Annotated in this window: 24 protein-coding genes; 3 read left to right on the forward strand and 21 right to left on the reverse strand. The window is 72.1% G+C overall.

Annotated features, from left to right (window positions below):
• Positions 1-12: 12 nt before the first annotated feature.
• The 13 genes from atpA to prmC all read right to left on the reverse strand — a co-directional run bounded on the left by atpA (position 13) and on the right by prmC (position 9,960).
• Entirely contained in the window at positions 13-1,662 is a 1,650-nt protein-coding gene (gene atpA / locus N912_RS0138705; protein ID WP_028926648.1) for a F0F1 ATP synthase subunit alpha, read from the reverse strand.
• 50 nt (positions 1,663-1,712) lie between these two features.
• A complete protein-coding gene (locus N912_RS0138710; RefSeq protein WP_028926649.1) occupies positions 1,713-2,543 on the reverse strand; it encodes a F0F1 ATP synthase subunit delta in 831 nt (276 codons plus the stop codon).
• Positions 2,543-3,106 (reverse strand): F0F1 ATP synthase subunit B, encoded by a 564-nt coding sequence (locus tag N912_RS0138715; RefSeq protein WP_028926650.1) that lies wholly within the window; start codon positions 3,104-3,106, stop codon positions 2,543-2,545. The genes N912_RS0138710 and N912_RS0138715 overlap by 1 nt, the downstream gene beginning before the upstream one ends.
• 28 nt (positions 3,107-3,134) lie before the next feature.
• Positions 3,135-3,419, reverse strand: coding sequence for an ATP synthase F0 subunit C (gene atpE, locus N912_RS0138720; protein ID WP_051581402.1), 285 nt, complete (start codon positions 3,417-3,419; stop codon positions 3,135-3,137).
• Between the two features lie 63 nt (positions 3,420-3,482).
• On the reverse strand, positions 3,483-4,229 hold the full coding sequence (gene atpB / locus N912_RS0138725; RefSeq protein ID WP_037068823.1) for a F0F1 ATP synthase subunit A: 747 nt from the start codon (positions 4,227-4,229) through the stop codon (positions 3,483-3,485).
• Positions 4,226-4,606, reverse strand: coding sequence for a hypothetical protein (locus N912_RS57355; RefSeq protein ID WP_051581403.1), 381 nt, complete (start codon positions 4,604-4,606; stop codon positions 4,226-4,228). The genes atpB and N912_RS57355 overlap by 4 nt, the downstream gene beginning before the upstream one ends.
• An 82-nt stretch (positions 4,607-4,688) precedes the next feature.
• The gene (locus N912_RS0138735; protein WP_028926653.1) at positions 4,689-4,892 is read right to left on the reverse strand and encodes an AtpZ/AtpI family protein; all 204 of its coding nucleotides are present in this window, start codon (positions 4,890-4,892) and stop codon (positions 4,689-4,691) included.
• Between the two features lie 353 nt (positions 4,893-5,245).
• A complete protein-coding gene (locus N912_RS0138740) occupies positions 5,246-6,454 on the reverse strand; it encodes a glycosyltransferase family 4 protein (protein ID WP_051581404.1) in 1,209 nt (402 codons plus the stop codon).
• A 3-nt stretch (positions 6,455-6,457) separates the two neighbouring features.
• The gene (locus N912_RS0138745; RefSeq protein ID WP_028926655.1) at positions 6,458-7,738 is read right to left on the reverse strand and encodes a serine hydroxymethyltransferase; all 1,281 of its coding nucleotides are present in this window, start codon (positions 7,736-7,738) and stop codon (positions 6,458-6,460) included.
• Between the two features lie 80 nt (positions 7,739-7,818).
• Complete coding sequence (locus N912_RS0138750; RefSeq protein ID WP_028926656.1) at positions 7,819-8,211, reverse strand: PIN domain-containing protein; 393 nt, start codon at positions 8,209-8,211, stop codon at positions 7,819-7,821.
• Positions 8,202-8,438 carry an AbrB/MazE/SpoVT family DNA-binding domain-containing protein gene (locus tag N912_RS0138755; RefSeq protein WP_028926657.1) on the reverse strand — a complete coding sequence of 79 codons (237 nt, stop codon included), beginning with the start codon at positions 8,436-8,438 and terminating at the stop codon, positions 8,202-8,204. The genes N912_RS0138750 and N912_RS0138755 overlap by 10 nt, the downstream gene beginning before the upstream one ends.
• A gap of 26 nt (positions 8,439-8,464) precedes the next feature.
• Positions 8,465-9,115 (reverse strand): L-threonylcarbamoyladenylate synthase, encoded by a 651-nt coding sequence (locus N912_RS0138760; RefSeq protein WP_028926658.1) that lies wholly within the window; start codon positions 9,113-9,115, stop codon positions 8,465-8,467.
• A complete protein-coding gene (gene prmC / locus N912_RS0138765; RefSeq protein WP_028926659.1) occupies positions 9,112-9,960 on the reverse strand; it encodes a peptide chain release factor N(5)-glutamine methyltransferase in 849 nt (282 codons plus the stop codon). Before prmC ends, N912_RS0138760 begins: the two co-directional genes overlap by 4 nt.
• A gap of 61 nt (positions 9,961-10,021) precedes the next feature.
• On the opposite strand from prmC, the gene N912_RS0138770 reads away from it, so the two are divergent.
• A complete protein-coding gene (locus N912_RS0138770) occupies positions 10,022-10,627 on the forward strand; it encodes a DJ-1/PfpI family protein (protein ID WP_037068825.1) in 606 nt (201 codons plus the stop codon).
• 82 nt (positions 10,628-10,709) lie between these two features.
• Here N912_RS0138770 and prfA read toward each other — a convergent pair whose 3' ends face one another.
• From prfA to N912_RS0138810, 8 genes are all read right to left on the reverse strand, one after another.
• Entirely contained in the window at positions 10,710-11,753 is a 1,044-nt protein-coding gene (gene prfA, locus N912_RS0138775; protein ID WP_037068885.1) for a peptide chain release factor 1, read from the reverse strand.
• 178 nt (positions 11,754-11,931) lie between these two features.
• Entirely contained in the window at positions 11,932-12,153 is a 222-nt protein-coding gene (gene rpmE, locus N912_RS0138780) for a 50S ribosomal protein L31 (protein WP_028926662.1), read from the reverse strand.
• A 133-nt stretch (positions 12,154-12,286) separates the two neighbouring features.
• Positions 12,287-14,362, reverse strand: coding sequence for a transcription termination factor Rho (gene rho, locus N912_RS0138785; RefSeq protein WP_028926663.1), 2,076 nt, complete (start codon positions 14,360-14,362; stop codon positions 12,287-12,289).
• Positions 14,363-14,695: 333 nt separating this feature from the next.
• Positions 14,696-15,586 carry a homoserine kinase gene (thrB, locus tag N912_RS0138790; RefSeq protein ID WP_028926664.1) on the reverse strand — a complete coding sequence of 297 codons (891 nt, stop codon included), beginning with the start codon at positions 15,584-15,586 and terminating at the stop codon, positions 14,696-14,698.
• 2 nt (positions 15,587-15,588) lie between these two features.
• Positions 15,589-16,695, reverse strand: a complete 1,107-nt coding sequence (gene thrC / locus N912_RS0138795) for a threonine synthase (protein WP_425415370.1) — start codon at positions 16,693-16,695, stop codon at positions 15,589-15,591.
• Complete coding sequence (locus N912_RS0138800) at positions 16,695-18,062, reverse strand: homoserine dehydrogenase (RefSeq protein WP_425415371.1); 1,368 nt, start codon at positions 18,060-18,062, stop codon at positions 16,695-16,697. The genes thrC and N912_RS0138800 overlap by 1 nt, the downstream gene beginning before the upstream one ends.
• Before the next feature lie 18 nt (positions 18,063-18,080).
• On the reverse strand, positions 18,081-19,532 hold the full coding sequence (gene lysA, locus N912_RS0138805) for a diaminopimelate decarboxylase (RefSeq protein WP_028926667.1): 1,452 nt from the start codon (positions 19,530-19,532) through the stop codon (positions 18,081-18,083).
• Positions 19,529-20,389, reverse strand: a complete 861-nt coding sequence (locus N912_RS0138810) for a DALR anticodon-binding domain-containing protein (protein WP_028926668.1) — start codon at positions 20,387-20,389, stop codon at positions 19,529-19,531. The genes lysA and N912_RS0138810 overlap by 4 nt, the downstream gene beginning before the upstream one ends.
• Before the next feature lie 129 nt (positions 20,390-20,518).
• Here N912_RS0138810 and N912_RS57360 point away from each other — a divergent pair, with 129 nt between their 5' ends.
• Both N912_RS57360 and N912_RS0138820 read left to right on the forward strand, forming a co-directional pair.
• Positions 20,519-21,316: a thioredoxin-like domain-containing protein gene (locus N912_RS57360; RefSeq protein ID WP_051581407.1), complete on the forward strand. Its 798-nt coding sequence runs from the start codon at positions 20,519-20,521 to the stop codon at positions 21,314-21,316.
• Positions 21,313-22,017 (forward strand): DUF305 domain-containing protein, encoded by a 705-nt coding sequence (locus N912_RS0138820; protein WP_028926669.1) that lies wholly within the window; start codon positions 21,313-21,315, stop codon positions 22,015-22,017. Before N912_RS57360 ends, N912_RS0138820 begins: the two co-directional genes overlap by 4 nt.
• The last annotated feature ends 58 nt before the right edge of the window (positions 22,018-22,075 follow it).

The raw sequence follows: 22,075 nt of genomic DNA on the forward strand, positions 1-22,075 counted from the left end.
GCGCCTACCCGCTCAGCTCGCGGCCGGTGCCGGCTTGTTGACCTTCACCGACTCGCGCGTGGTCTCCGACTCGTCCATGGCCTCGGCGGCGGCCTCCTTCGGCACCACCGAGGACCCGTCGGTCGCGGTGAACTGCTTCTTGAACTCGCCCACCAGGTCGACCAGCCGCCGCTTGGACTCGTCGGAGAGCTGGCCGGTGTCGCGGATCTCCGCCAGCAGGCCGGACGCGTTGCGCCGGGCGTGGTCGAGGAACTCGCCCTCGAACCGGCTCACGTCCCCGACCGGCACCGAGTCCAGGTGCCCCTGGGTGCCCAGGAAGATCGAGACGACCTGCTCCTCCACCGGGAACGGCGAGTACTGGGCCTGCTTGAGCACCTCCACCAGCCGGCTGCCGCGCTCCAGGGAGGCGGCCGAGGCGGCGTCCAGGTCGGAGCCGAACGCGGCGAACGCCTCCAGCTCGCGGTACTGCGACAGGTCCAGCCGCAGCGAGCCCGACACCTGCCGCATCGCCTTGACCTGCGCGGAGCCACCGACCCGGGAGACCGAGATGCCGACGTTGATGGCCGGCCGGACGCCCTGGTTGAACAGGTCGGACTCCAGGAAGCACTGGCCGTCGGTGATGGAGATGACGTTGGTCGGGATGTACGCCGAGACGTCGTTTGCCTTGGTCTCGATGATCGGCAGCCCGGTCATCGAGCCGGCGCCCAGCTCGTCGGAGAGCTTCGCGCAGCGCTCCAGCAGCCGGGAGTGCAGGTAGAAGACGTCGCCCGGGTAGGCCTCGCGGCCCGGCGGGCGGCGCAGCAGCAGCGAGATCGCGCGGTACGCCTCGGCCTGCTTGGACAGGTCGTCGAACACGATCAGCACGTGCTTGCCCTGGTACATCCAGTGCTGGCCGATGGCCGAGCCGGTGTACGGGGCCAGCCACTTGAAGCCGGCCGGGTCGGAGGCGGGAGCGGCCACGATCGTGGTGTACTCCAGCGCGCCGGCCTCCTCCAGCGCCTGGCGGACGCCGGCGATGGTGGAGCCCTTCTGGCCGACGGCCACGTAGATGCAGCGGACCTGCTTCTCCGGGTCGCCGCTGGCCCAGTTCTCCTTCTGGTTGATGATCGTGTCCACGCAGACCGCCGTCTTGCCGGTCTTGCGGTCACCGATGATCAGCTGGCGCTGGCCACGGCCGATCGGGGTCATCGAGTCGATGGCCTTGATACCGGTCTGCAGCGCCTGCTTGACGCTCTGGCGCTGGACCACGGAGGCGGCCTGCAGCTCCAGCTCGCGCTGGGTCTCGGCCTCGATCTCGCCGAGCCCGTCGATGGGCGCGCCCAGCGGGTCGATCACGCGGCCGAGGAAGTTGTCGCCGACCGGCACCGAGAGCACGCTGCCGGTCCGCTTGACCTGCTGGCCCTCCTCGATGCCGCTGTACGGGCCGAGGATGACGGCGCCGATCTCGCGCACGTCCAGGTTCAGCGCGACGCCCAGCACGCCGCCCTCGAACTCCAGCAGCTCGTTGGTCATCGCCGAGGGCAGGCCCTCGACGTGGGCGATGCCGTCACCGGTGTCGGAGACGGTGCCCACCTCTTCCCGCGAGGTCTCGGTCTCCAACGACGAGACGTAGCTCGCGATCGCGCTCCGGATCTCGTCCGAGGAGATCGTCAGCTCTGCCATGGCTATACGGTTTCCTTCTCTGTTCGCAAATACGTCTCGTCGTCGTGGGGCTATTTCGGCAGGGAACGGCGGGCGGCGCGCAGCTTGTTGGACACGCTGCCGTCGATCACCTCGCCGCCGACCCGGACCACCAGGCCGCCGAGCAGCGACGGGTCCAGCTCGACCTGCAGCGACATCGGCCTGCCGTAGAGCCTGGTCAGGGACTCGGTGAGCCGCTGCTCCTGCGCGGGGGTGAGCGCCACCGGGGTGCCGACGTGCGCCACGTAGCGGTCCCGGCGGGCGGCGGCCAGCTCGGCGAGCTCCTCGGACGCGAGGTCGAGGTGGCGCCCGCGCGGGGTGCGCACGGTCTGCGCCAGCAGCGCCTTGGTGACCGGGCCGACCTTGTCGCCCAGCACCTCGTCGAGCAGCCGCACCCGCGACTCGTCGGGCGCGGTGGGGTCGGCGAGCAGGGTGGCCAGCCGGGGCTCGCGGTTGAGGATCCGGCCGAACCGGAACAGCTCGTCCTCCACGTCCTCCAGCGTGCCGTCCTTCTCCGCCGCCCCCAGGGTGGCGCGCCTGGCCAGCAGCTCGACCGCCTCGACCAGGTCGACCGGCCGCGACCAGCGACCGGAGACCAGGTCCGACACGGTGTCCAGGGCGGGCCTTCCGAGCTGGGCGCCGAGCACCTGGTCGGCCAGCCGGGACCGGCTCGCGGCCGGCACCGAGGCGTCGGCCAGGTGCCGCCGCAGGGTGGGCTCGGCGAGCAGCAGCCGCATCACGGCGTACAGCTCGTCGCCCAGCGTCGCCAGCTCGGCCGCCGAGGCGGCGTCCACCCTGGCGTCCAGCCGGGCCTCCGCCTCGGTGAGCGACTCGCGGCTCGCCGCCTGCAGCACGACCGCCATCAGCCGGCCCCTCCAGACTGGGCCGGCGTCTTGTCGGTGGCGGCGGCAGGCATCTGGTCGAGCTGCTGCAGGAACGCGTCCACGGTGGTCCGCTTGTTCTCGTCGTCGGACAGCTCGTGCCCGACCAGCTGCTCGGCCAGCTGCACGGACAGCGCGCCCAGCTCGCCACGGAGCTGCCGCACCACCTGCTCGCGCTGGGTGGACAGCTGCTCCTCGCCACGCTGGCGGATGCGCTCGACCTCGGCGTTGGCCTGCTCGCGCAGCTCGTCGCGGATCCGCTCGCCGTCCGCGCGGGCCTGATCCCTTATCTTGGCCGCCTCGGTGCGGGCCTCGGCCAGCGCTTCTTCGTAGCGCTCCTCGGCCTGCTTGAACCGGCGGGCCGCGCCCTCCGCGTCCTCGACCTGCTTCTGCACCATGTTCTGCCGCTGCTCCAGCGAGCGCGACAGCGGCGGCCACACGAAGCGCCCGAGCACGAACAGGATGATCAGGAAGGCAACCAGCTCGGCGATGATCGTGCCGTTCGGCACCAGGAAGTTGTCCGCCGCCAGCACGGTGGTTGTCATCACGGTCTCCCCACTAGGCCGGAAACGATCACTGGGCGCCGAGCACGAACACGAACAACGCCATGAAGGCCAGGTTGATGAAGTACATGCCCTCGACCAGACCGATGATCAGGAACATCGTGGTCTGCAGCCGGCCGCGGGCCTCCGGCTGGCGGGCGATTCCCTCGATGGTTGCGGCACCGGCGAGGCCGTCACCGACGGCGGCGCCGATGGCTCCACCGGCGAGCGCGATGCCGCCGCCGATGAACGCGCCGGCCAACTTCAGTTCGCCCGCCGCCGAGCCCTGGGCGAGCAGCTGGTTGGTCAGACTCATGACTCTCCTCGTTTCTCTTCTGACACGTGTGGAGTTGGGGAGCGCCGTGTGGGTACGGCGGGACTAGTGGGCGGCCTCGTGCTCCTCGCCGATCGCCTCGCTGAAGTACATGATCGTCAGCAGCGCGAAGATCAGCGCCTGCAGGGCACCGATGAACATGTCGAACAACTTCCAGGCCGCGTTCGGCAGCCACAGCACGTAGGCCGGCATCAGGCCGATCACCTGCACCATCAGCGCACCGGCGAAGATGTTCCCCCACAGCCGCAGGGCCAGCGAGAGCGGCCGCGCGAAGAACTGGGTGATGATCTCGATCGGGGCCAGGAACGCGTACGGGTGGGCGAAGTGCTTGACGTATCCGCCGAACCCCTGCCGGTTGATGGCGACCACGATCACCCACACGATCACGAGCAGCGCCATCGGGTAGACCATGTTCACGTCCGCGGTGGGCGGCGGGACGTAGTGCTCGGTGGGCAGCGCGGCCAGCCAGTTGCAGGTCAGGATGAACGCGAACAGGGTGATGGCCAGCTCGACCACGCCCTTGGGCGCGCGCAGGCCCATGCCGTCGTAGATCTGCCCGCGCACCCACTCGGCGAGCATCTCGAAGATCACTTGCAGCTTGCTCGGCCGGCCGTGGGTGGCGCGGCGCGCCATGTAGAGGCCGAGGCCGCAGACGATGATGCCGGCGACCAGGGTTGCGATCAGGGTGTCGGAGTTGAAGGACATCCCGAAGAGCTCGAATGTCGGGTGGTGGCCGGGCTTGATCTCGCCCTCGGCGGCGAGCACCAGTTGACCGGTGACCAAATCTGTCATGACTGTCGGATCTCCTTGACCAACGGCAGCATGGCGCTCACGATCGTGAGGAGCTGGAAGACGGCGATGCCCGCGAACACGGCGAGACCCGCCGGACGGAGCAACACGGCGCAGCCTAGTGCGATGACCGTGATCACACCGAGGCGACCGAGCGTGGCGATGGCGAACCGCCCTTTGGTGACCTTGCCCCGGTCCGCATAGCGGGCCACGGAGGCCTGGGCGAACCGGGCGTTGGCCGCGCCGAGCCCGAGCCCCGCGCAGCCGAACAGCGCGGCCATGGGCTGACCCAACGGCACCAGCACGGCGATCCCCAGCGCGGCGGCCACGCCGGCCCAGATCAGGGTCCGGCGCAGGGTGCGCCGGTTGACGGGGGGCACATATGGCGCTGCCGGCCCTCCGGGGGTCACTGCGCTGTCACCTCGTGTCGTTGTCCTCGTCCACGGTAGACCGACCGTCGGTCTATCTCATGAACTTCTTGAACTGGCCGTACATGTAGAAGCTGGCGGCGATGATGCCCAGTAGCAGGCCGACCAGCGCAAACACCGGAAACTTCCCGGAGGCGAAGTCGACGAGCCAACCGATACCGAACCCGAAGACGACCAACCCGGCGATGGAGGCACCCATACCGAGAAGGTCACCGAGCTCGGGACCCTCGCCGCTCACCGCGCCCCCTGGCCGTCGGTGTCAGCGGGTCAACTCGGCCGACTGGTCACAACCGCTCACACGTCTCTCCCCTACCCGTGTGGAACAGGTCGGCGCCCGGAGGAGCATGCTCTGTGCCACACTGACGAACAGATCCCCACCCTTGGCGGGAACAAGGGCGACGCTACCACAGCGTCGCTCGGGTGCCGTTTGCGCCCTGACCAGGCAGAAGGCTCCGATCCCGACGGGAAGCGGACGGCTCGCGTGAAATCCCATCGCCACGACCGGGGGCAGACCGCCACCGGACCGGGTGACCAGCTAACTGATGATCTCTCAGCGGGCGCGCACGATCGGGGGGTCTACCTACCGGACGGTCACTTGGCCGACTTGGCCCGCTCGGTGTTGACGCGCGGGCGCAGGCGCGGGACCACGGTGGCCAGCACGGCCAGGAGCAGGCCGAACCCGGCTCCCCACAGCACCACGGCCACGTCGTCGGCGATGGCCAGCGCGGCCGCGCCGAACGCCAGCACCCCGGACCACAGGTAGATCAGCAGGACCGCGCGGCGCTGCGAGTGGCCGATCTCCAGCAGGCGGTGGTGCAGGTGCATCTTGTCCGGGGAGAACGGGCTCATGCCGGCCTTGGTCCGGCGGACCACGGCCATCAGCAGGTCCAGAAGTGGGACGAACACCACGGCGGCCAGCACGATCAGCGGCGCCAGCAGGCCGACCACGTCCTTGGGGTCGCTGGTGGCGAAGGAAATGCGGCCGGAGGCGGTAGTGGCCGCGGCGGCGAGCATCACGCCGATGAGCATCGACCCGGAGTCGCCCATGAAGATGCGCGCCGGGCTGAAGTTGTGCGGCAGGAAGCCGAAGCACGCGCCGGCCAGGAGTGCTGCGATCAGGGCGGGGGTGTAGGCGTTCGGGTCGCGGCCGGCCTTGTAGAGCAGGCCGAGGGCGAACAGCCAGGTCGCGGACGCGGTGATCATGCCGATGCCGGCGGCCAGGCCGTCCAGGCCGTCCACGAAGTTCATGCCGTTGACCAGCGCGACGGTGAGCACCACGGTGAGCACCACGCCCTGCTCCTGGGGCAGCACCAGCGACGAGCCCGAGCTGGTGGCCCCGCCGCCCCAGGGCACCCAGAACACCGCCCACTGCACGCCGTAGAGCACCAGCACGCCGGCGGCGGTGGCCTGGCCGGCGAGCTTGGTGATCGCGTCCAGCTCGAACCTGTCGTCCAGCGCGCCGACCGCCACGAGTAGGCAGGCCGCGACGATCGCGCCGGCCACCTCGGAGGAGTAGCTGAACGCCAGCCGCAACGCGGGCAGCTGGGCGGCCACCGCGACGCCGCCGAGCACGCCGCCGTACATGGCCAGCCCGCCCCAGCGCGGGGTGGGCTTGACGTGCACGTCGCGCCCGCGCGGCCAGGCGACGGCGCCGAACCGGACGGCGGCCACCCGCACCAGGCTGGTGAGCAGGAAGGTGACCACCGCCGCCGTCAGCCCGACCAGCAGGAACTCCCGGATGGGCAGCCCCGGTGTGCCGAGCGCGTTCACGTCAGGGCCGTTGGCGAGCAGGCCGGTCATGCGCTACCCCCGGGGGTACGCGGGCGCCCTGGCGACCAGCGCGGACACCTCGTCGGCCACGGCGGCCAGCTCGCGGTCACCGGCCTCGGTGCCGTGCTCGGCCGTGACCGCCCGCGCCACCAACCGCCCGACCTCGGCCATGTCGTCCTCGGTCATGCCCTGGGTGGTCAGGCTGGGCGAGCCGACGCGGATGCCGGACGGGCGCAGCGGCGGCGCCGGGTCGTACGGCACGGCGTTCTTGTTCAGCGTGATCCGGGCCGCGTCGCAGCGCGTCTCCGCCTGGTCGCCGGTGACGCCCAGCGGGCGCAGGTCCAGCAGCGCGAGGTGGGTGTCCGTGCCGCCGGAGACCGCGCGCATGCCTTCGGACTCCAGGCTCTTGGCCAGCGCGCCGGCGTTCGCGACGACCTGCGCGGCGTAGGCCTGGTACTTCGCGTCCGCCGCCTCCTTGAGCGCCACCGCCTTGGCGGCCACCGCGTGCATCAGCGGGCCGCCCTGGGTGAACGGGAACACGGCCTTGTCGATCGCCTTGGCGTGCTCCTCGCGGCAGAGGATCATGCCGCCGCGCGGGCCGCGCAGCACCTTGTGCGTGGTGGCCGCGACCACGTCCGCGTACGGCACAGGGGACGGGATGGCCTTGCCCGCGACCAGGCCGATGAAGTGCGCCGCGTCCACCATGAGGATCGCGCCCACCTCGTCGGCGATCTCCCGGAAGACGGCGAAGTCGATCAGCCTCGGGTACGCGGTCGCGCCGGCGATGATGATCTTCGGTTGGTGCTGTTTCGCCAGGTCGCGGACCTGGTCGTAGTCGATCAGCTCGGTGTCCTCGCGGACCGTGTACGACACCGGGTTGAACCACTTGCCGGAGAAGCTGACCTTCGAGCCGTGGGTCAGGTGGCCGCCCTGCTTGAGGTCCATGGCCAGGACTGTGTCGCCGGGCTTGGCGAACGCGGCGTAGACGGCGAAGTTCGCGGACGCACCGGAGTGCGGCTGGAGGTTGGCGTGTTCGGCGCCGAACAGCTCCTTGGCGCGGGCGTTGCCGATCTCCTCGGCGCGGTCGACCACCTGGCAACCGCCGTAGTAGCGCCGCCCCGGGTACCCCTCGGCATACTTGTTCGACAGCGTCGACCCGAGCGCGGCCAGTACGGCCGGGCTGGTCAGGTTCTCGCTGGCGATCAGCTGCAACCCGCCGCGCAGGCGGTCCAGCTCGTCGGTCACGACCCCGGCGATCTCGGGATCCGTCCGTGCCAGCTCGTCGAAGTCAGGGCCCCAGAACGGTGTGCTCACAGTTCGTACGGTACCGGCGGCCGGCTCGACACTCCGGCGCGACCCGCGCGGCGACAACACAGCGCGACCCGCGAGGTGCTTCAGCGTTGGGTGGCTCGCAGGTCCATTGCGAGCCATGGGGCGTTCGGGACGAGCAACTCCGGGTCGCCGGTCCAGAGCTCGGCGTGGTGGCCGAGCGCGGTGGCCGCCGCGAACGCGTCCGCGTAGGACATCGAGTAGCCGGCCTTGATCTGTGCCGCGCGTTGGACCACGTGCTCCCTGGGCAGCTCCACGTTCAGGACGGATCGCAGGTCGCGGACCGTCTCCTCCGCCGCCGACTCGCCGTGGCGACGGATCAGGATGTAGTACACCTCGCCGAGGTTGATCCAGCTCATCACCGGTCGCTCGTCGAGGACCCGCTCGACAAGCGACGCGGCCGGTTCCTCGTCCTGGAGGTAGCCCAGCACCGCCCAGGTGTCGAGGACTATCGACACCGGCGGTCCTCGCGGTCCCGCTCCTCCACCCGCTCACGCATCAGGTCGCCCAGTAGCGGCGAGCCCTTGAACCGCCCGCGCAGCGACTTCCGCGCGGTGACCGGACGCACGGCCACGTGGTCGCCGTCGCGCCAGAACTCGACCTCGGAGCCGGGCTCAATACCCAGCTCGTGCCGAAGCTGTTGGGGGATGACGACCTGCCCCTTCGGCCCCACCCGGGAAGTCATACCGTGCAGTATAACCGGCTGAGAGGTCAGCCGGCGACTGTCACTTCGCGGCCTAGGGCTTCGGAGACGGCGGTCGCGGGCACGGCGCCTTCGCGCAGGATCCTGGGCTCGGCGTCGGTCAGGTCGACGATCGTGGACGGCACCGGGTCGCCGGCCTCGCCGCCGTCCAGGTAGACGGCCACCGACTCGCCGAGCTGGTCGCGGGCGTCGGCCATGGTCGCGGCCGGCGGCGAGCCGGAGCGGTTCGCGCTGGACACCGCCATCGGCCCGACCTCGCGCAGCAGCTCCAGCGCCACCGGGTGCAGCGGCATGCGCAGCATCACCGTGCCCCGGGTGTCCCCGAGCTCCCAGGCCAGCGACGGCGCGTGCGGCAGCACCAGGGAGAGGCCGCCGGGCCAGAACGCCTCGATCAGGTCGCGCGCCGCCGGCGGCACGGAGCTGACCAGGCCGTCGATCGTCGTCCACGAGCCGACGAGCACCGGCGAGGGCATGCTCGGGCCGCGCCCCTTGGCGTCCAGCAGCGCGCGCACCGCCTCGCCGTTGAACGCGTCGGCGCCCAGGCCGTACACGGTGTCGGTGGGCAGCACTACCAGCTGCCCGGCGCGTACCGTGGCCGCGGCGGCGGCCAGCCCGTCGCGGCGGCTCTCCGGATCGGCGCAGTCGTACCAGGTGCTCACGGCGTAACCCTAGAACCCGTCACGAACCGCGCGCGGCCGGCCAGGTCGGAGTGCTCCACCACGTCGGCGAGCTCGGGGTATCCGGCCAGCAGGACGGGCGCGGCGGTGTGGTGCGTGTCGTCGTGCTCGATCGCCATCGCCCCGCCAGGCGCGAGCAGCCGGACCGCGAGCGCGACCAGCGGGCGGATCACCGCCATGCCGTCCGGGCCGGCGAACACGGCGCCGTGCGGGTCGTGCTCGGACACCTCGGGCGGCACCTCGGTGCCCTCCGGCACGTACGGCGGGTTGGCCAGCACGAGGTCCACCCGGCCGCGCAGCTCGGGCAGCAGCTCGGGGTCGGTGACGTCGCCTTTGGTCAACTGGACGCGGTCGGGGAGGTTGCGCCGGGCCCAGGCCAGCGCGGACTCGTCCAGCTCGACGGCGTACACCCGCGCGTCCGGGCGGCTGGCCGCGACCGCGGCGGCCAGCGCGCCGGAGCCGGTGCACAGGTCCACCACCGTGGGTGTCGGGCGGCCGCGGATCGCCCGCAGTCCCCACTCCAGCAGCAGCTCGGTCTCCAGCCGGGGCACGAACACCCCGGGTCCGACGGCCACCTCCACCGGACCCATCGGCGCGGTGCCGAGGAGGTACTGCAACGGCTCCCTTCGTGCCCGGCGGGCCAGCAGCGCGCGGTACTCGTCCAGTTCGCGCGGTTGGGCGGCCGGGCCACCGCTCACCCGCGAGCGCGGCACGCCGAGGACATGGGCGGCGAGCAGCTCGGCGTCCACCCTCGGGCTGGGCACGCCGGCGGCGGCCAGCTCCCGTTCGGCCTCGGCGAGCACCGCCCGCCAGGACTTTTCGGACACGAACCCACTCCTCGATGCCATCACGCTAGGCGAACCGCCGGCCCTGCCGTAGACAGGACTGATGGCATACACCATCGGACTTGCGATCTTCCCGGACGCGGAGGAGCTGGACTTCGTCGGCCCGTGGGAGGTGTTCACGGCGTCGTCGATGCTGCGCGAGCGGGAGGGGCACGAGCCGGACCGGGTGCTGCTGCTGGCGGCCTCCACCGACCCGGTGCGGTGCAACAAGGGCATGCGGATGCTGCCGGACGCCACCTTCGACGACCACCCGCCGCTCGACGTCGTCCTGGTGCCCGGCGGGCAGGGCACCCGGCGCGAGGTGGACAACCCGGCGCTGCTGAGCTGGTTGGCCAAGGTGTCCGCGTCGGCGCGCTGGACGACCAGCGTGTGCACCGGGTCGCTGTTGCTGCACGGCGCCGGCGTGGCCGACGGTCGGCGGCTGGCCACCCACTGGGCGTTCGAGGACGAGCTGGAGAAGCGCGGCGCCACCGTGGAGCGCAACTACCGCTTCGTCCGCGACGGCCAGCTGCTCACCAGCCAGGGCGTGTCAGCCGGCATCGACATGGCGTTGTGGCTCACCGGCCAACTGCACTCCCCCGAGCACGCCCGCGCCACCCAGCGCTACATCCAGTACGAGCCCGCGCCCCCGTACACGGCCGCCATCTGACCGCTCGCACACCCACTTCGTACCTCGCACACGCGCTGAAGCAGATGTGCGACACGTGAACTGGGTGTGCCGCCGGCGCCGGTTAGGTGGCGAGGGAGTCGGCGCGGTCGGCGGCGACCAGGGCGTCGAGCATGTCGTCGAGGTCGCCGTCGAGGACCGCGTCCAGGTTGTGGGACTTGTAGTTGACGCGGTGGTCGGAGATGCGGTTCTCCGGGAAGTTGTACGTGCGGATGCGTTCGGAGCGGTCCACCGTGCGGACCTGGGAGCGGCGGTCGGCGGAGGCCTTGGCGGCGGCCTCCTCGTCGGCAAGCGCCTGCAGCCGCGACCGCAGCACCTCCATCGCCCGCGCCCGGTTCTGTAGCTGCGAGCGCTCGTTCTGGCAGGTGACGACGATGCCGGTGGGCACGTGCGTGATCCGTACCGCGGAGTCGGTGGTGTTGACGCTCTGCCCGCCGTGGCCGGACGAGCGGTACACGTCGACGCGCAGGTCCTTCTCCTCGATCTCGACGTCCGGGGCGGCGTCCAGCTCGGGGTAGACCAGCACGCCGGCCGCCGAGGTGTGGATCCGGCCCTGCGACTCGGTGACCGGCACCCGCTGCACCCGGTGCACGCCGCCCTCGAACTTCAGCCGCGACCACACCCCGTCCGCGCCGTCGCTGGCCCGGCCCCGGATGGACAGCGTGACGTCCTTGAACCCGCCCAGGTCGGAGTCCGTACCCCCGAGCACCTCGGTCTTCCAGCCCCGCCGCTCGGCGTAGCGCTGGTACATCCGCAGCAGGTCGCCGGCGAACAGCGCGGACTCCTCGCCGCCCGCGCCGGCCTTGACCTCCAGCACCACGTCGTCGCCGTCGTGCGGGTCGCGCGGCACCAGCAGCTCGGCCAGCCGCCGCTCCAGCTCGTCCGCCTTGCCGGCCAGGTCCTCGGCCTCGGCGGCGAAGCCCGGGTCGTCGGCGGCCAGCTCGCGCGCCGTGGCCAGGTCGTCGCGGGTGCTCGTCAACTCGCGCGCGGTCCGCACGATCGGCCCGAGCTGGGCATACCGCCGCCCCAGCGACCGCGCGGTGGCCGCATCCGCATGCACCGCCGGGTCGGCCAACCGCGTCTCCAGGTCGGCGTACTCGGCGAGCATCGCGTTCAGCCCGGACCCCCCGGGCTCGGTCGACGTGCTCACGGTAAACCTCCTGGTCAGGCCCCGTGAGTGGTTAGAGGTGCCATAGCACCTCTAACCACTCACGGGTGGTGACGTGCGAAAACGCCCGCCTGCGCTCCTCGTGTCGGGGGGAGGCGCGGGCGGGCGTTGGGGGTAGCTACTTGCCTGGCTTGGCGCGCTTGCCGTAGCGCTTCTCGAAGCGGGCCACCCGGCCGCCGCTGTCAAGGATCTTCTGCTTCCCGGTGTAGAACGGGTGGCAGTTGGAGCAGACCTCGACGTGGATCGAGCCGCTCTTCTTGGTGCTGTGTGTGGTGAACGTGTTCCCGCAGCTACAGGTGACCTGCGTCGGGACGTACTCCGGGTGGATTCCAGCCTTCACTTACGGGTCCTCTCATCGTGGTCGCCGGGTCCCCCGCCTCGGCGGGCGGGGGTGAACCGGAACCGAATCTGACGCGACCAGTGTCGCATCGTCGCCTTGAACGCCGGGCGGCGCGTCGGTGTTCCCGGCGCGCCTACTCGTCGACGTTCGGGGTGTTCTTCGCCACCTGCATCAGGAACTCGATGTTGGTCCGGGTCTTGCGGAGCTGGGTGAGCACCAGGTCGAGCGCCTGCTGGTCGTCCAGCGCGGCAAGCACGCGGCGGAGCTTGACGGTGACGGCCAGCTCGTCCGGAGCGAGCAGCAGCTCCTCCTTACGGGTGCTGGAGGCGTCCACGTCGATGGCCGGGAAGATCCGCTTGTCGGCGATCCGCCGGTCCAGCTTGAGCTCGGCGTTGCCGGTGCCCTTGAACTCCTCGAAGATCACCGTGTCCATCGTCGACCCGGTCTCCACCAGCGCGGTGGCGAAGATGGTCAGCGAGCCGCCGTCCTCGATGTTGCGCGCCGCGCCCAGGAACCGCTTCGGCGGGTACAGGGCGGTGGAGTCGACACCACCGGACAGGATCCGGCCGGATGCCGGGGCCGCCAGGTTGTAGGCCCGGCCCAGTCGGGTGATCGAGTCGAGCAGGACGACCACGTCGTGGCCCATCTCGACCAGTCGCTTGGCCCGTTCGATGGCCAGCTCGGCGACCGTGGTGTGGTCCGACGGCGGGCGGTCGAAGGTGGACGGGATGACCTCGCCCTTCACCGACCGCTGCATGTCGGTGACCTCTTCGGGGCGTTCGTCCACCAGCACCACCATCAGGTGGCACTCCGGGTTGTTGGTGGTGATCGCGTTCGCGATGGCCTGCAGGATCATCGTCTTGCCGGCCTTGGGCGGGGACACGATCAGCGCCCGCTGACCCTTGCCGACCGGCATCACCAGGTCGATGACGCGGGTGGTCAGCTTGTGCGACTCGGTCTCCAGGCGCAGCCGCTCGTTCGGGTAGAGCGGGGTGAGCTTGGTGAACTCCGGGCGGTTCTTGGCCTGCTCGGGGTCCAGCCCGTTGATGGTGTCCACCCGGACCAGCGGGTTGAACTTCTGCCGCTGCTGCTCGCCCTCGCGCGGCTGGCGGACCACGCCGGAGACGTTGTCGCCCCGGCGCAGGCCGTAGCGACGCACCATGGACAGCGAGACGTAGACGTCGTTCGGGCCGGACAGGTAGCCGGAGGTGCGGACGAACGCGTAGTTGTCCAGCACGTCCAGGATCCCGGCGACCGGGAGCAGCACGTCGTCGTCGCGCAGCTCGGGCTCGGCGCTGCCGCCGCCTCCGCCGCCGTCGCGGCGGTCACGGCCACGGCGGTTGCGGTCCCGGAAACGACGGCCACGACGGCGCCCGCCGCCCTCCTCGTTGCCGCCGTCGTCGTCCCGGTCACGGTCTCGGTCGCGGCCGCCGCCATCGCGGTCGCGGTCACGGTCGCGGTTGTCCTGGCGGTTGCCGCGGTCACGATCGCGGTCGCGGCCACGGCCCTCGCCGGAGTCCTGGCCGCCGTTCTGGCCGTTGTCGGCCTTGGGTTCGGCGGCCGGAGTGGGCTCGGCCTTCGCCTCGTTGCCGGACGCGGCCGCCTTGACCTCGCCGGACCCCTCGGCGGAGGTGTCCGGGGCGCCGGCGGCGCGGGAGGCGGCCCTGCGACGGCGCGACGGCCTGGCCGAGGCCTGCTCGGTGGGAGCCTGGGCGGCGTCACCGGCGGGCTGGTTGTTCGCGCCGGCCGGTTCCGGCGCGGTGTTCGGCTTGGCCTCGGTGTTCGGCTTCGCGTCGGCGGCCGGTGTGGTCTCGGCGGCCGGCTTGGCCGATTCCGCGTCCGGACCCGGGTTCGCGCTCTGGCTCGGCGCGGGGGCGGCGTCGTTCTTGCTGGTCGCGCCGGCCTGTTCGGTCAGCGGCAGCTGGCCCTGGGCGTCCGAGGACGAACCGCCCGACGAGTTGGACTGCCGTTCCTTGATGGCCGCGATCAGGTCGCCCTTGCGCATGCCGGTGATGCCCGTGATGTTCAGCTCTCCGGCCAGCTGGCGAAGCTCGGCAAGGACCATCCCGGTCAGCCCGCCGCGCCGGCGGGTGGTGGTGCCATTGCCGGGGCCACTGTCCGAGGCCGCCGTCCCAGATGCGGCGGATGCACCGGCCGATTCGGCGTCCTGCGCCGGCTGCTCGGTGCCGATGGTGTCGGTGTCGCTCACTCAGATCCTTCCTAACCAACCGGCGCTCACGCGCTGATCAGCGGATTTGCCGTCCATGCGGTGTGCAGGACAACGTCGGTCGAAACGCGGTGGCGGTGCGGCACCGCTCGCGTCGACAGATACAACGGTGGACAACGACCAGGTCAATGATCATGTACCGGCAACCTCCGCGCCTTCACGCGGCCTACTCGGAAATGAGATCGAAACCCGGTTTCAGCTCGGGAGTCTACCGGCGCGGATCACGCGCGGTCGTTGTACGCCGCCGAGAGTAGACAAAAGGTCGTCGCCCGGCAACAACGGGTACCGGCGTGCCACCCGGTCAGCCGACGCCGCTCACCCGAACCGGACCACGGCGCCACCCCGATCCACCTCCAACGGCGTCACCGTGAACGCCGGCCCTACCAGTTCGTTCGGCAGCTCGCCGTCGCTGGGCAGCGCCAGCACGGTGGGTCCGGCGCCGGAGATCACCGCCGGTACACCGTGCGCGCGCAACCGTTCCACCAGGTCGACGGAGTCCGGATAGGCCGGACGCCGGTAGGGCTGGTGCAACCTGTCCTCGGTGGCCGCCAGCAGCAGCTCCGGGCGGGTGGTGAACGCGCACACCGCCAGCGCGGTCCGGCTGGCGGTGAACGCGGCGTCGGCCAGCGTCACCCGCTCGGGCAACAGCCGCCGCGTGGTCGCGGTCGCCGACTCCTCGGACGTGATGAGCGCCACCGGCCGCAGCTTCTCGTGCGGCTCCAGCCGGGCTGCCCCGAAGCTGCCGCCGTTGTTCCAGGCCACCACGAAGCCGCCCATCAGGCTGGCCGCCGCGTTGTCGGCGTGGCCCTCCATGGACGCCGCGACCTGCAGCAACGCCTCCTGCTCCGCCTCCACGTCACGGCCGAGCAGCGCGGCGGCGGCCACCGCTCCGGCCACCGAGGCGGCCGCCGAGGAGCCCAGGCCGCGCCCGTGCGGCACCTGGTTGTGACAGCGCAGTCGCAGCCCGGAGGGTGTCTCGCCGAACGCGTCGAAGGCCGCCCGCATGGCCCGTACCACCAGGTGCCCCTCGTCCAACGGCACGCCGTCGGCGCCCTCGCCGTGCACCTCGACGACCAGGCCGTCGTCCGCGGTACAGGCCCAGACCTCGTCGTAGCGCGACAGCGCCAGCCCGAGCGTGTCGAACCCCGGCCCCAGGTTCGCCGACGACGCCGGCACCCGCACGCAGATCTCCCGATGCGCGCTCATGCTCATGCCAGGCCGAGAGCGCTGGCGACCGCGCCCGCGGACGCCGGCACCACCACGGGCTCCTCGGCGGCCAGCAGCGCGGTGTCCGGGTCCTTGAGGCCGTGCCCGGTGACGGTGCACACCACCGTGCCCCCGGCCGGCAGCTTCCCGGCCGCCGCGACCTGCAACAACCCGGCCACGCTCGCCGCCGAGGCCGGCTCCACGAACACCGCCTCGCGCGCGGCCAGCAGCCGGTACGCGGCCAGGATCTCGTCGTCGGTGACCGCGGCGAACAGGCCGCCGGACTCGTCACGGGCGGTCACCGCGCCGGCCCAGGACGCGGGCGCGCCGATCCGGATGGCGGTGGCGATGGTCTCCGGTTCGCGCACCGGCTCGCCGTGCACCAGCGGCGCCGCCCCGGCCGCCTGGAACCCGAACATCTTCGGCGGCTCCGGGACCAGGCCGTCGGCGTGGTACGCCTTGTAGCCGGCCCAGTACGCGGTGATGTTGCCGGCGTTGCCCACCGGCAGGCAGTGCACGTCCGGCGCCCGGCCCAGCGCGTCACAGATCTCGTACGCCGCACTGGCCTGGCCGGCGATCCGCACCGGGTTCACCGAGTTCACCAGGGTGGCCACCGGATAGTCGATCGCCGTCTTGCGGGCCAGCTCCAGGCAGTCGTCGAAGTTGCCGTCGATCTGCAGGATCTTCGCCCCGTGCGCCACCGCCTGCGCCAGCTTGCCCAGCGCGATCTTGCCCCGGGGCACCAGGACGGCGCAGGTCAGCCCGGCGCGGGCGGCGTAGGCGGCGGCCGAGGCGGAGGTGTTGCCGGTGGACGCGCAGAGCACGCCCAGCGCGCCGGAGGCCAGCGCGGCGGTCACCGCGACCGTCATCCCCCGGTCCTTGAACGAACCCGTCGGGTTCGCCCCGTCCACCTTGAGATAGACCTCACCCCCGACCCGGTCGGACAGCTGGGGCGCCGGCAACAGCGGCGTGCCGCCCTCGCCGAGGGTCACCACCGTCCAGTCCGGCTCCACCGGCATCCGGTCCCGGTAGGCCTCGATCACGCCGGGCCAGCTCGGCATCCGGCCAGATAGCGCACCGGACCGCGCGCCCAGTGCTCCCGCCTGCATCACGACACTCCCAAAGCGCTCACCGGTCGGCCCAAGTTTTCCACCCGCAACACCCGGTCGACGCCGAGGACCTCGTCCAGCTCGCCGAGCGCGGCCACGGTAGCCGCCAGCGCGGCGTCCGGCGCGGTGTGGGTGACGATGACCAGCCTGGCACCGCCGTCCGCCTCGGCGTCGCGGGCGGTCTCCTGGCGCACGGTGGCGATGCTCACCTCGTGCCGGGCGAACAGCCCCGCGATGGTGGCCAGCACCCCGGCGCGGTCGTGGACGTCCAGGCTGATGTGATACCGGGTAGGGGTATGGCCGACGGGCTGGACGGGCAGGCTCGCGTGCGCGGACTCCCTCGGCCCGCGCCCACCCGCGACCCGGTTGCGGGCCACCGCTACCAGGTCGCCGAGGATGGCGCTCGCGGTCGGCGCGCCGCCGGCGCCCTGGCCGTAGAACATCAGCTGGCCGGCCGCCTCGGCCTCCACGAACACCGCGTTGTACGCCCCGTCCACCGAGGCCAGCGGGTGGCCGAGCGGGATCATCGCGGGGTAGACCCTGGCGGACACCACGTCGCCGGTGGTGCCGGGCACCCGCTCGCAGATGGCCAGCAGCTTGACGGTGCACCCGACCGCCTCGGCGGCGGCGATGTCCGCGGCGGTGACCGCGCTGATCCCCTCGCAGTAGACGTCCGCGGCGGTGACCCGGGTGTGGAACGCCAGCGAGGCCAGGATGGCCGCCTTGGCCTGCGCGTCGTAGCCGTCCACGTCCGCGCTCGGGTCCGCCTCGGCGTAGCCCAGCTCGGTGGCCTCGTCCAGCGCCTCCCGGTAGCCGGTGCCGGCCGAGGCCATCGCGGACAGGATGAAGTTCGTGGTGCCGTTCACGATGCCGGCCACCCGGGTGATCTTGTCCCCGGCCAGCGACTCGCGCAGCGGGCGCAGCAGCGGGATGGCGCCGGCCACCGAGGCCTCGTAGTAGAGGTCGGCGCCGGACGCGTCGGCCGCCTCGGCCAGCGACGCGCCGTCCTCGGCCAGCAGCGCCTTGTTCGCGGTGACCACGCCCCGGCCGGCCTTGAGCGCGTCCAGCAGCAGGCCCCGGGCCGGGTCGATGCCGCCGATCACCTCCACCACGACGTCCACGTCCGGCCGGTTGACCAGCGCGGACGCGTCGGTGGTGAGCAGTTCTTCGGGTACGTCCGGGTGCTTGTGCGGCCGGCGCACCGCGACCCCGACCAGCTCCACCGGCGCGCCCACCCTGGCGGCCAGCTCGCCGGCCTGCTCGTCCAGCAGCCGCATCACCTCGCGCCCGACAGTCCCGCAGCCCAGCAGCGCCACCCGCACCGGTTGGACCCGTATTGCTTCCCCGGGGGCTACTGCTTCATCCACCACCTCCCCAGCCACCACTTAAGACACCTCCAGGCGGAACAGGTCGTCCTCGGTCTCCCGGCGCAGCAGCGGCCGGTGCGCGCCGTCACGGACGGCCACTACAGCGGGCCGGGGCAGCCGGTTGTACGAGCTGGCCATCGCGTAGCAGTACGCGCCGGTCGCGGCCACCGCGAGCAGGTCGCCGGGGGCCAGGTCGGCGGGCAGCCAGCAGTCCCTGACCACCACGTCGCCGGCCTCGCAGTGCTTGCCCACCACCCGGGACAGCGCGGCCGGCAGCGAGCCCTCGGCGCCGGCGCGCGACACCAGCCGGCAGTCGTAGCGGGCGTCGTAGAGCGCGGTGCGGATGTTGTCGCTCATCCCGCCGTCCACGCTCACGTAGCGCCGCCGCGCCCCGCCGTCCAGCTCGACGTCCTTGAGCGTGCCCACCTGGTACACCGTCACGGTGCCCGGCCCCGCGATGGCCCGGCCCGGCTCGACGACCAGCTTCGGCGGCTCGATGCCCTCGTTCGCGCACTCCTTCTCCACGATGGCGCGCAGCTCCTCGGCCAGCGCCTCCGGGGCCGGCGGGTCGTCCTCGGGCAGGTACGCGATGCCCAGGCCACCACCCAGGTCCAGCGTGGTCAGCGAGCCCAGCGCGTTGGCGCCGTGCTCCTCGTGCAGCTCCGCGAGCAGCCTGACCACCCGGTGCGCGGCCACCTCGAAGCCGTCCGCGTCGAAGATCTGCGAGCCGATGTGGCTGTGCAGCCCGACCAGCTCCAGTCCTTTGGACTTGAGCACCCGGCGCACCGCCTCGGCCGCGTCCGAGTCCGACCTGCCCTTGCGGCCGGCGATGGAGAACCCGAACTTCTGGTCCTCGTGCGCGGTGGCGATGAACTCGTGGGTGTGCGCCTCCACGCCGACGGTGACGCGCACCATCACCGGCTGGCGCACGCCCCGGTCGCGGGCGATCTGGTCCAGCCGGGCGATCTCGTAGAACGAGTCCAGCACCACCGTGCCGACGCCCGCCTCCACGCCCGCGGCCAGCTCCTCGCCGGACTTGTTGTTGCCGTGCATGGCGATCCGCCCGGCCGGGAAGCCGGCGCGCAGCGCGATGGCCAGCTCGCCGCCGCTGCACACGTCGAGGGACAGCCCCTCCTCGGCCAGCCAGCGCGCCACCTCGGTGCACAGGAACGCCTTCGCCGCGTAGTGCACGGCGCCCGGCTCGCCGTAGGCGGCGGCGAAGTCCCGGCAGCGCGAGCGGAAGTCGTCCTCGTCCAGCACGAACAGCGGGGTGCCGTAGGTGTGCGCCAGCTCGCGGACGTCCACCCCGGCGACCTCCAGGGCGCCGTCGGTCGGGCGGCGGCGGGCGTTGCGCGGCCACACCGAGGCGGCCAACCGGTCCAGCGCGGCCAGGTCCGGCGGCGGCGGGCCGGCGTTCTCGTGGGCGAACAGGACGTCGGCGTGCCGGGGCCCGGCGGGATGCGCCCTCACATCCGCTCCGGTGCGTCGACGCCGAGCAGGTCCAGGCCGTTGCGGAGCACCTGGCGGGCGGCTTTGGCGAGGGCCAGCCGTGCGCGGTGCCGTTCGGTGGCCGGGGCGTCGCCCATCGGCAGCACCGGGCAGGTCCGCTCGAACTCGCCGACCGCGACGGCCAGCCGCTCCAGATACCGGGTCACCCGGTCCGGCTCGCACCGCGCCACGGCCTCGAACTCACCGAGCGTGCCGATCAACGCCGTCTCGGCGGGGCCGGTGAGCAGCCCGTACTCCTCACCGCCCGTGACCCCGAGCTCCCGCGCCCACCGGGCCAGCGCGCACATCCTGGCGTGCGCGAACCGCACCAGGAACGCCGGGTTCTCCTCGACCCGCCGTGCCAGCACACCCGGCTCGGGCCTGGTCGACCGCAGCAGCGCGTACCTCGCCACGTCCGGCCCGACCCGCTCCGCCAGCGTCTCGTACGCGTCGTCGTCCACGACGTGGTGGACGACGTGGCGATCCGGCCGCCCGTACCCGTCCCCCGCCGCGAGCACCTCGCCGATCAGCTCGCCGCGCGCCGCCGCCGCCAGCCGCAGGTTGACGAACCCGGCGCCGGCCACCTCGGCGGAGGCGATCTCGTCGCGGCCGGACAGCGCGGCGGCGAGGTCGGCGGCGAGCGCACGCGCGGGCAGGTCCAGCGCGGACCCGGCCCGCAGCGCCACGCTGGTGGCGTACTCGCCGCGCGCCGGATCCTTCGGGCGGGCGATCGGGGCCGTCCAGTCGATCGTCCGCAGCGTCGCGGTGTCGACACCGTGGCCGGTCAGAACGTCGGTCGCGGCGGCACGTATCAGCGCGGTGAGCTGGACGGGGTTCACCCGGCGAATTCTAGTGCGCACCCCCGGCCGCCCCCTCACGCTGATCACCGGTGGCTCTGCTCACGAAGAATTGAACCGCCGCTCCTAGACTGGCTGCCAACCCCGCCCCTCGACCTCCGGGAATGGTTCATGGCCAGCGGTAGGACCAGTAAGGCCGCACGGCGCAAGCGCCCACCGTCGGCAAGCGCCCGAGCGACGCCGTGGGGCACGATCGCCGCCGCCATGGTCGTGGTGCTCTTCGCCGGCGCGGTGCTCGGCTACGTCTTCTTCCAGAGCCAGGAGCAGCAGGGACGCAAGGACGCCGCCGCCGCGTACACCCCCTCGGAGACGAACAAGGACCCGTCCAAGGCGATCCCGGGCGTCGCGACCGCCACCTTCCCGGCCGGCCAGCACATCAACCCGACCGACCGGGTCGCCTACACCCACTTCCCGCCGATGGGCGGCGCGCACGACTTCGCCTGGGCGGCCTGCACCGGCGTGGTCTACCCCAAGGCGGTGCGCAACGAGAACATGGTGCACTCCCTGGAGCACGGCGCGGTGTGGATCGCCTACGACCCCGCCCGGATCACCGGTGACGCGGTAGACACGCTGCGCAAGCGGGTGTCCAACCAGCCGTACACGATGATGTCCCCCTACCCCGGCCTCGACCAGCCCATCTCGCTGCAGTCCTGGGGCCACCAGCTCAAGCTCGCCGACGCCAACGACCCGCGCATCGACCAGTTCATCCAGTCGCTGCGCCGCAACCAGTACACCTACCCCGAGGTCGGCGCCAGCTGCTCGGCCCTGGGTCCCGGCCAGTTCGACGAGGACAACCCGCCCGCGTTCAACCCCGTCCCGCCGGGCCCCGGCGCCCGCCCCGAGGTCGACAACGGCGCCCCCGCCGGCGACGAACGGCTCAGCAACCCGTCCACCGGCGGCGCCGGATGAGCCTGGACGCGGCGGCCCACCCGGACTCCACGGGCACCGAGCACCAACCGGCCTGGCCCCGCTACGTGCTGGTGGCCGGCGGCGCGCTGGCCCTGCTCCTGCTCGGCGCCGCCGTCGGCCTGCTGCTCGCCCTGCCCGGCTCGTCCTCGACGCCGACCGCCCCCGGCCCGCACTCGGTGGACGTCGGCTTCGCCCAGGACATGACCGTGCACCACGAACAGGCCGTCCAGATGGCCACCTGGGAACGCGACCACACCACCGACCCCGAGCTGCGCCAGCTGGCCTACGACATGGAGTCCGGCCAGAGCCGTCAGATCGGTCACATGCAGGGCTGGCTGGGCCTCTGGGGCGCCAGCTCGCTCCCGACCGGCCCGTTCATGCGCTGGATGCCCGCCGACATGCCCGGCCACGGCTCCTCGGCCGGACACACCGGGGTGACCCACATGCCCGGCATGGCCACCGACGCCGAACTGCGCCAACTGCGCGCCACCACCGGCAAGCCCCTGGACGTCTACTTCCTGCAGCTCATGCTCCGCCACCACGAAGGCGGCACCGCCATGCTCAGCTACGCCGCCCACGCCGCCTCCCAACCCGACGTCCGCAACCTCGCCGCCCAAATGCTCACCGCCCAGACCACGGAGTCCCAGTACATGCGCCACCTGCTCGCCGCCCGAGGCGCCACCCCGCTCCCGCCCGGGTAGCCGTCGCGGCCCCGCCCACCGGCGTGCGATAAGCTGCGCCAGTCGCACAAGCGACGTC

This window comes from Actinospineispora acaciae DSM 45401, assembly GCF_000620785.1.
GTDB classification, from domain to species: domain Bacteria; phylum Actinomycetota; class Actinomycetes; order Mycobacteriales; family Pseudonocardiaceae; genus Pseudonocardia; species Pseudonocardia acaciae.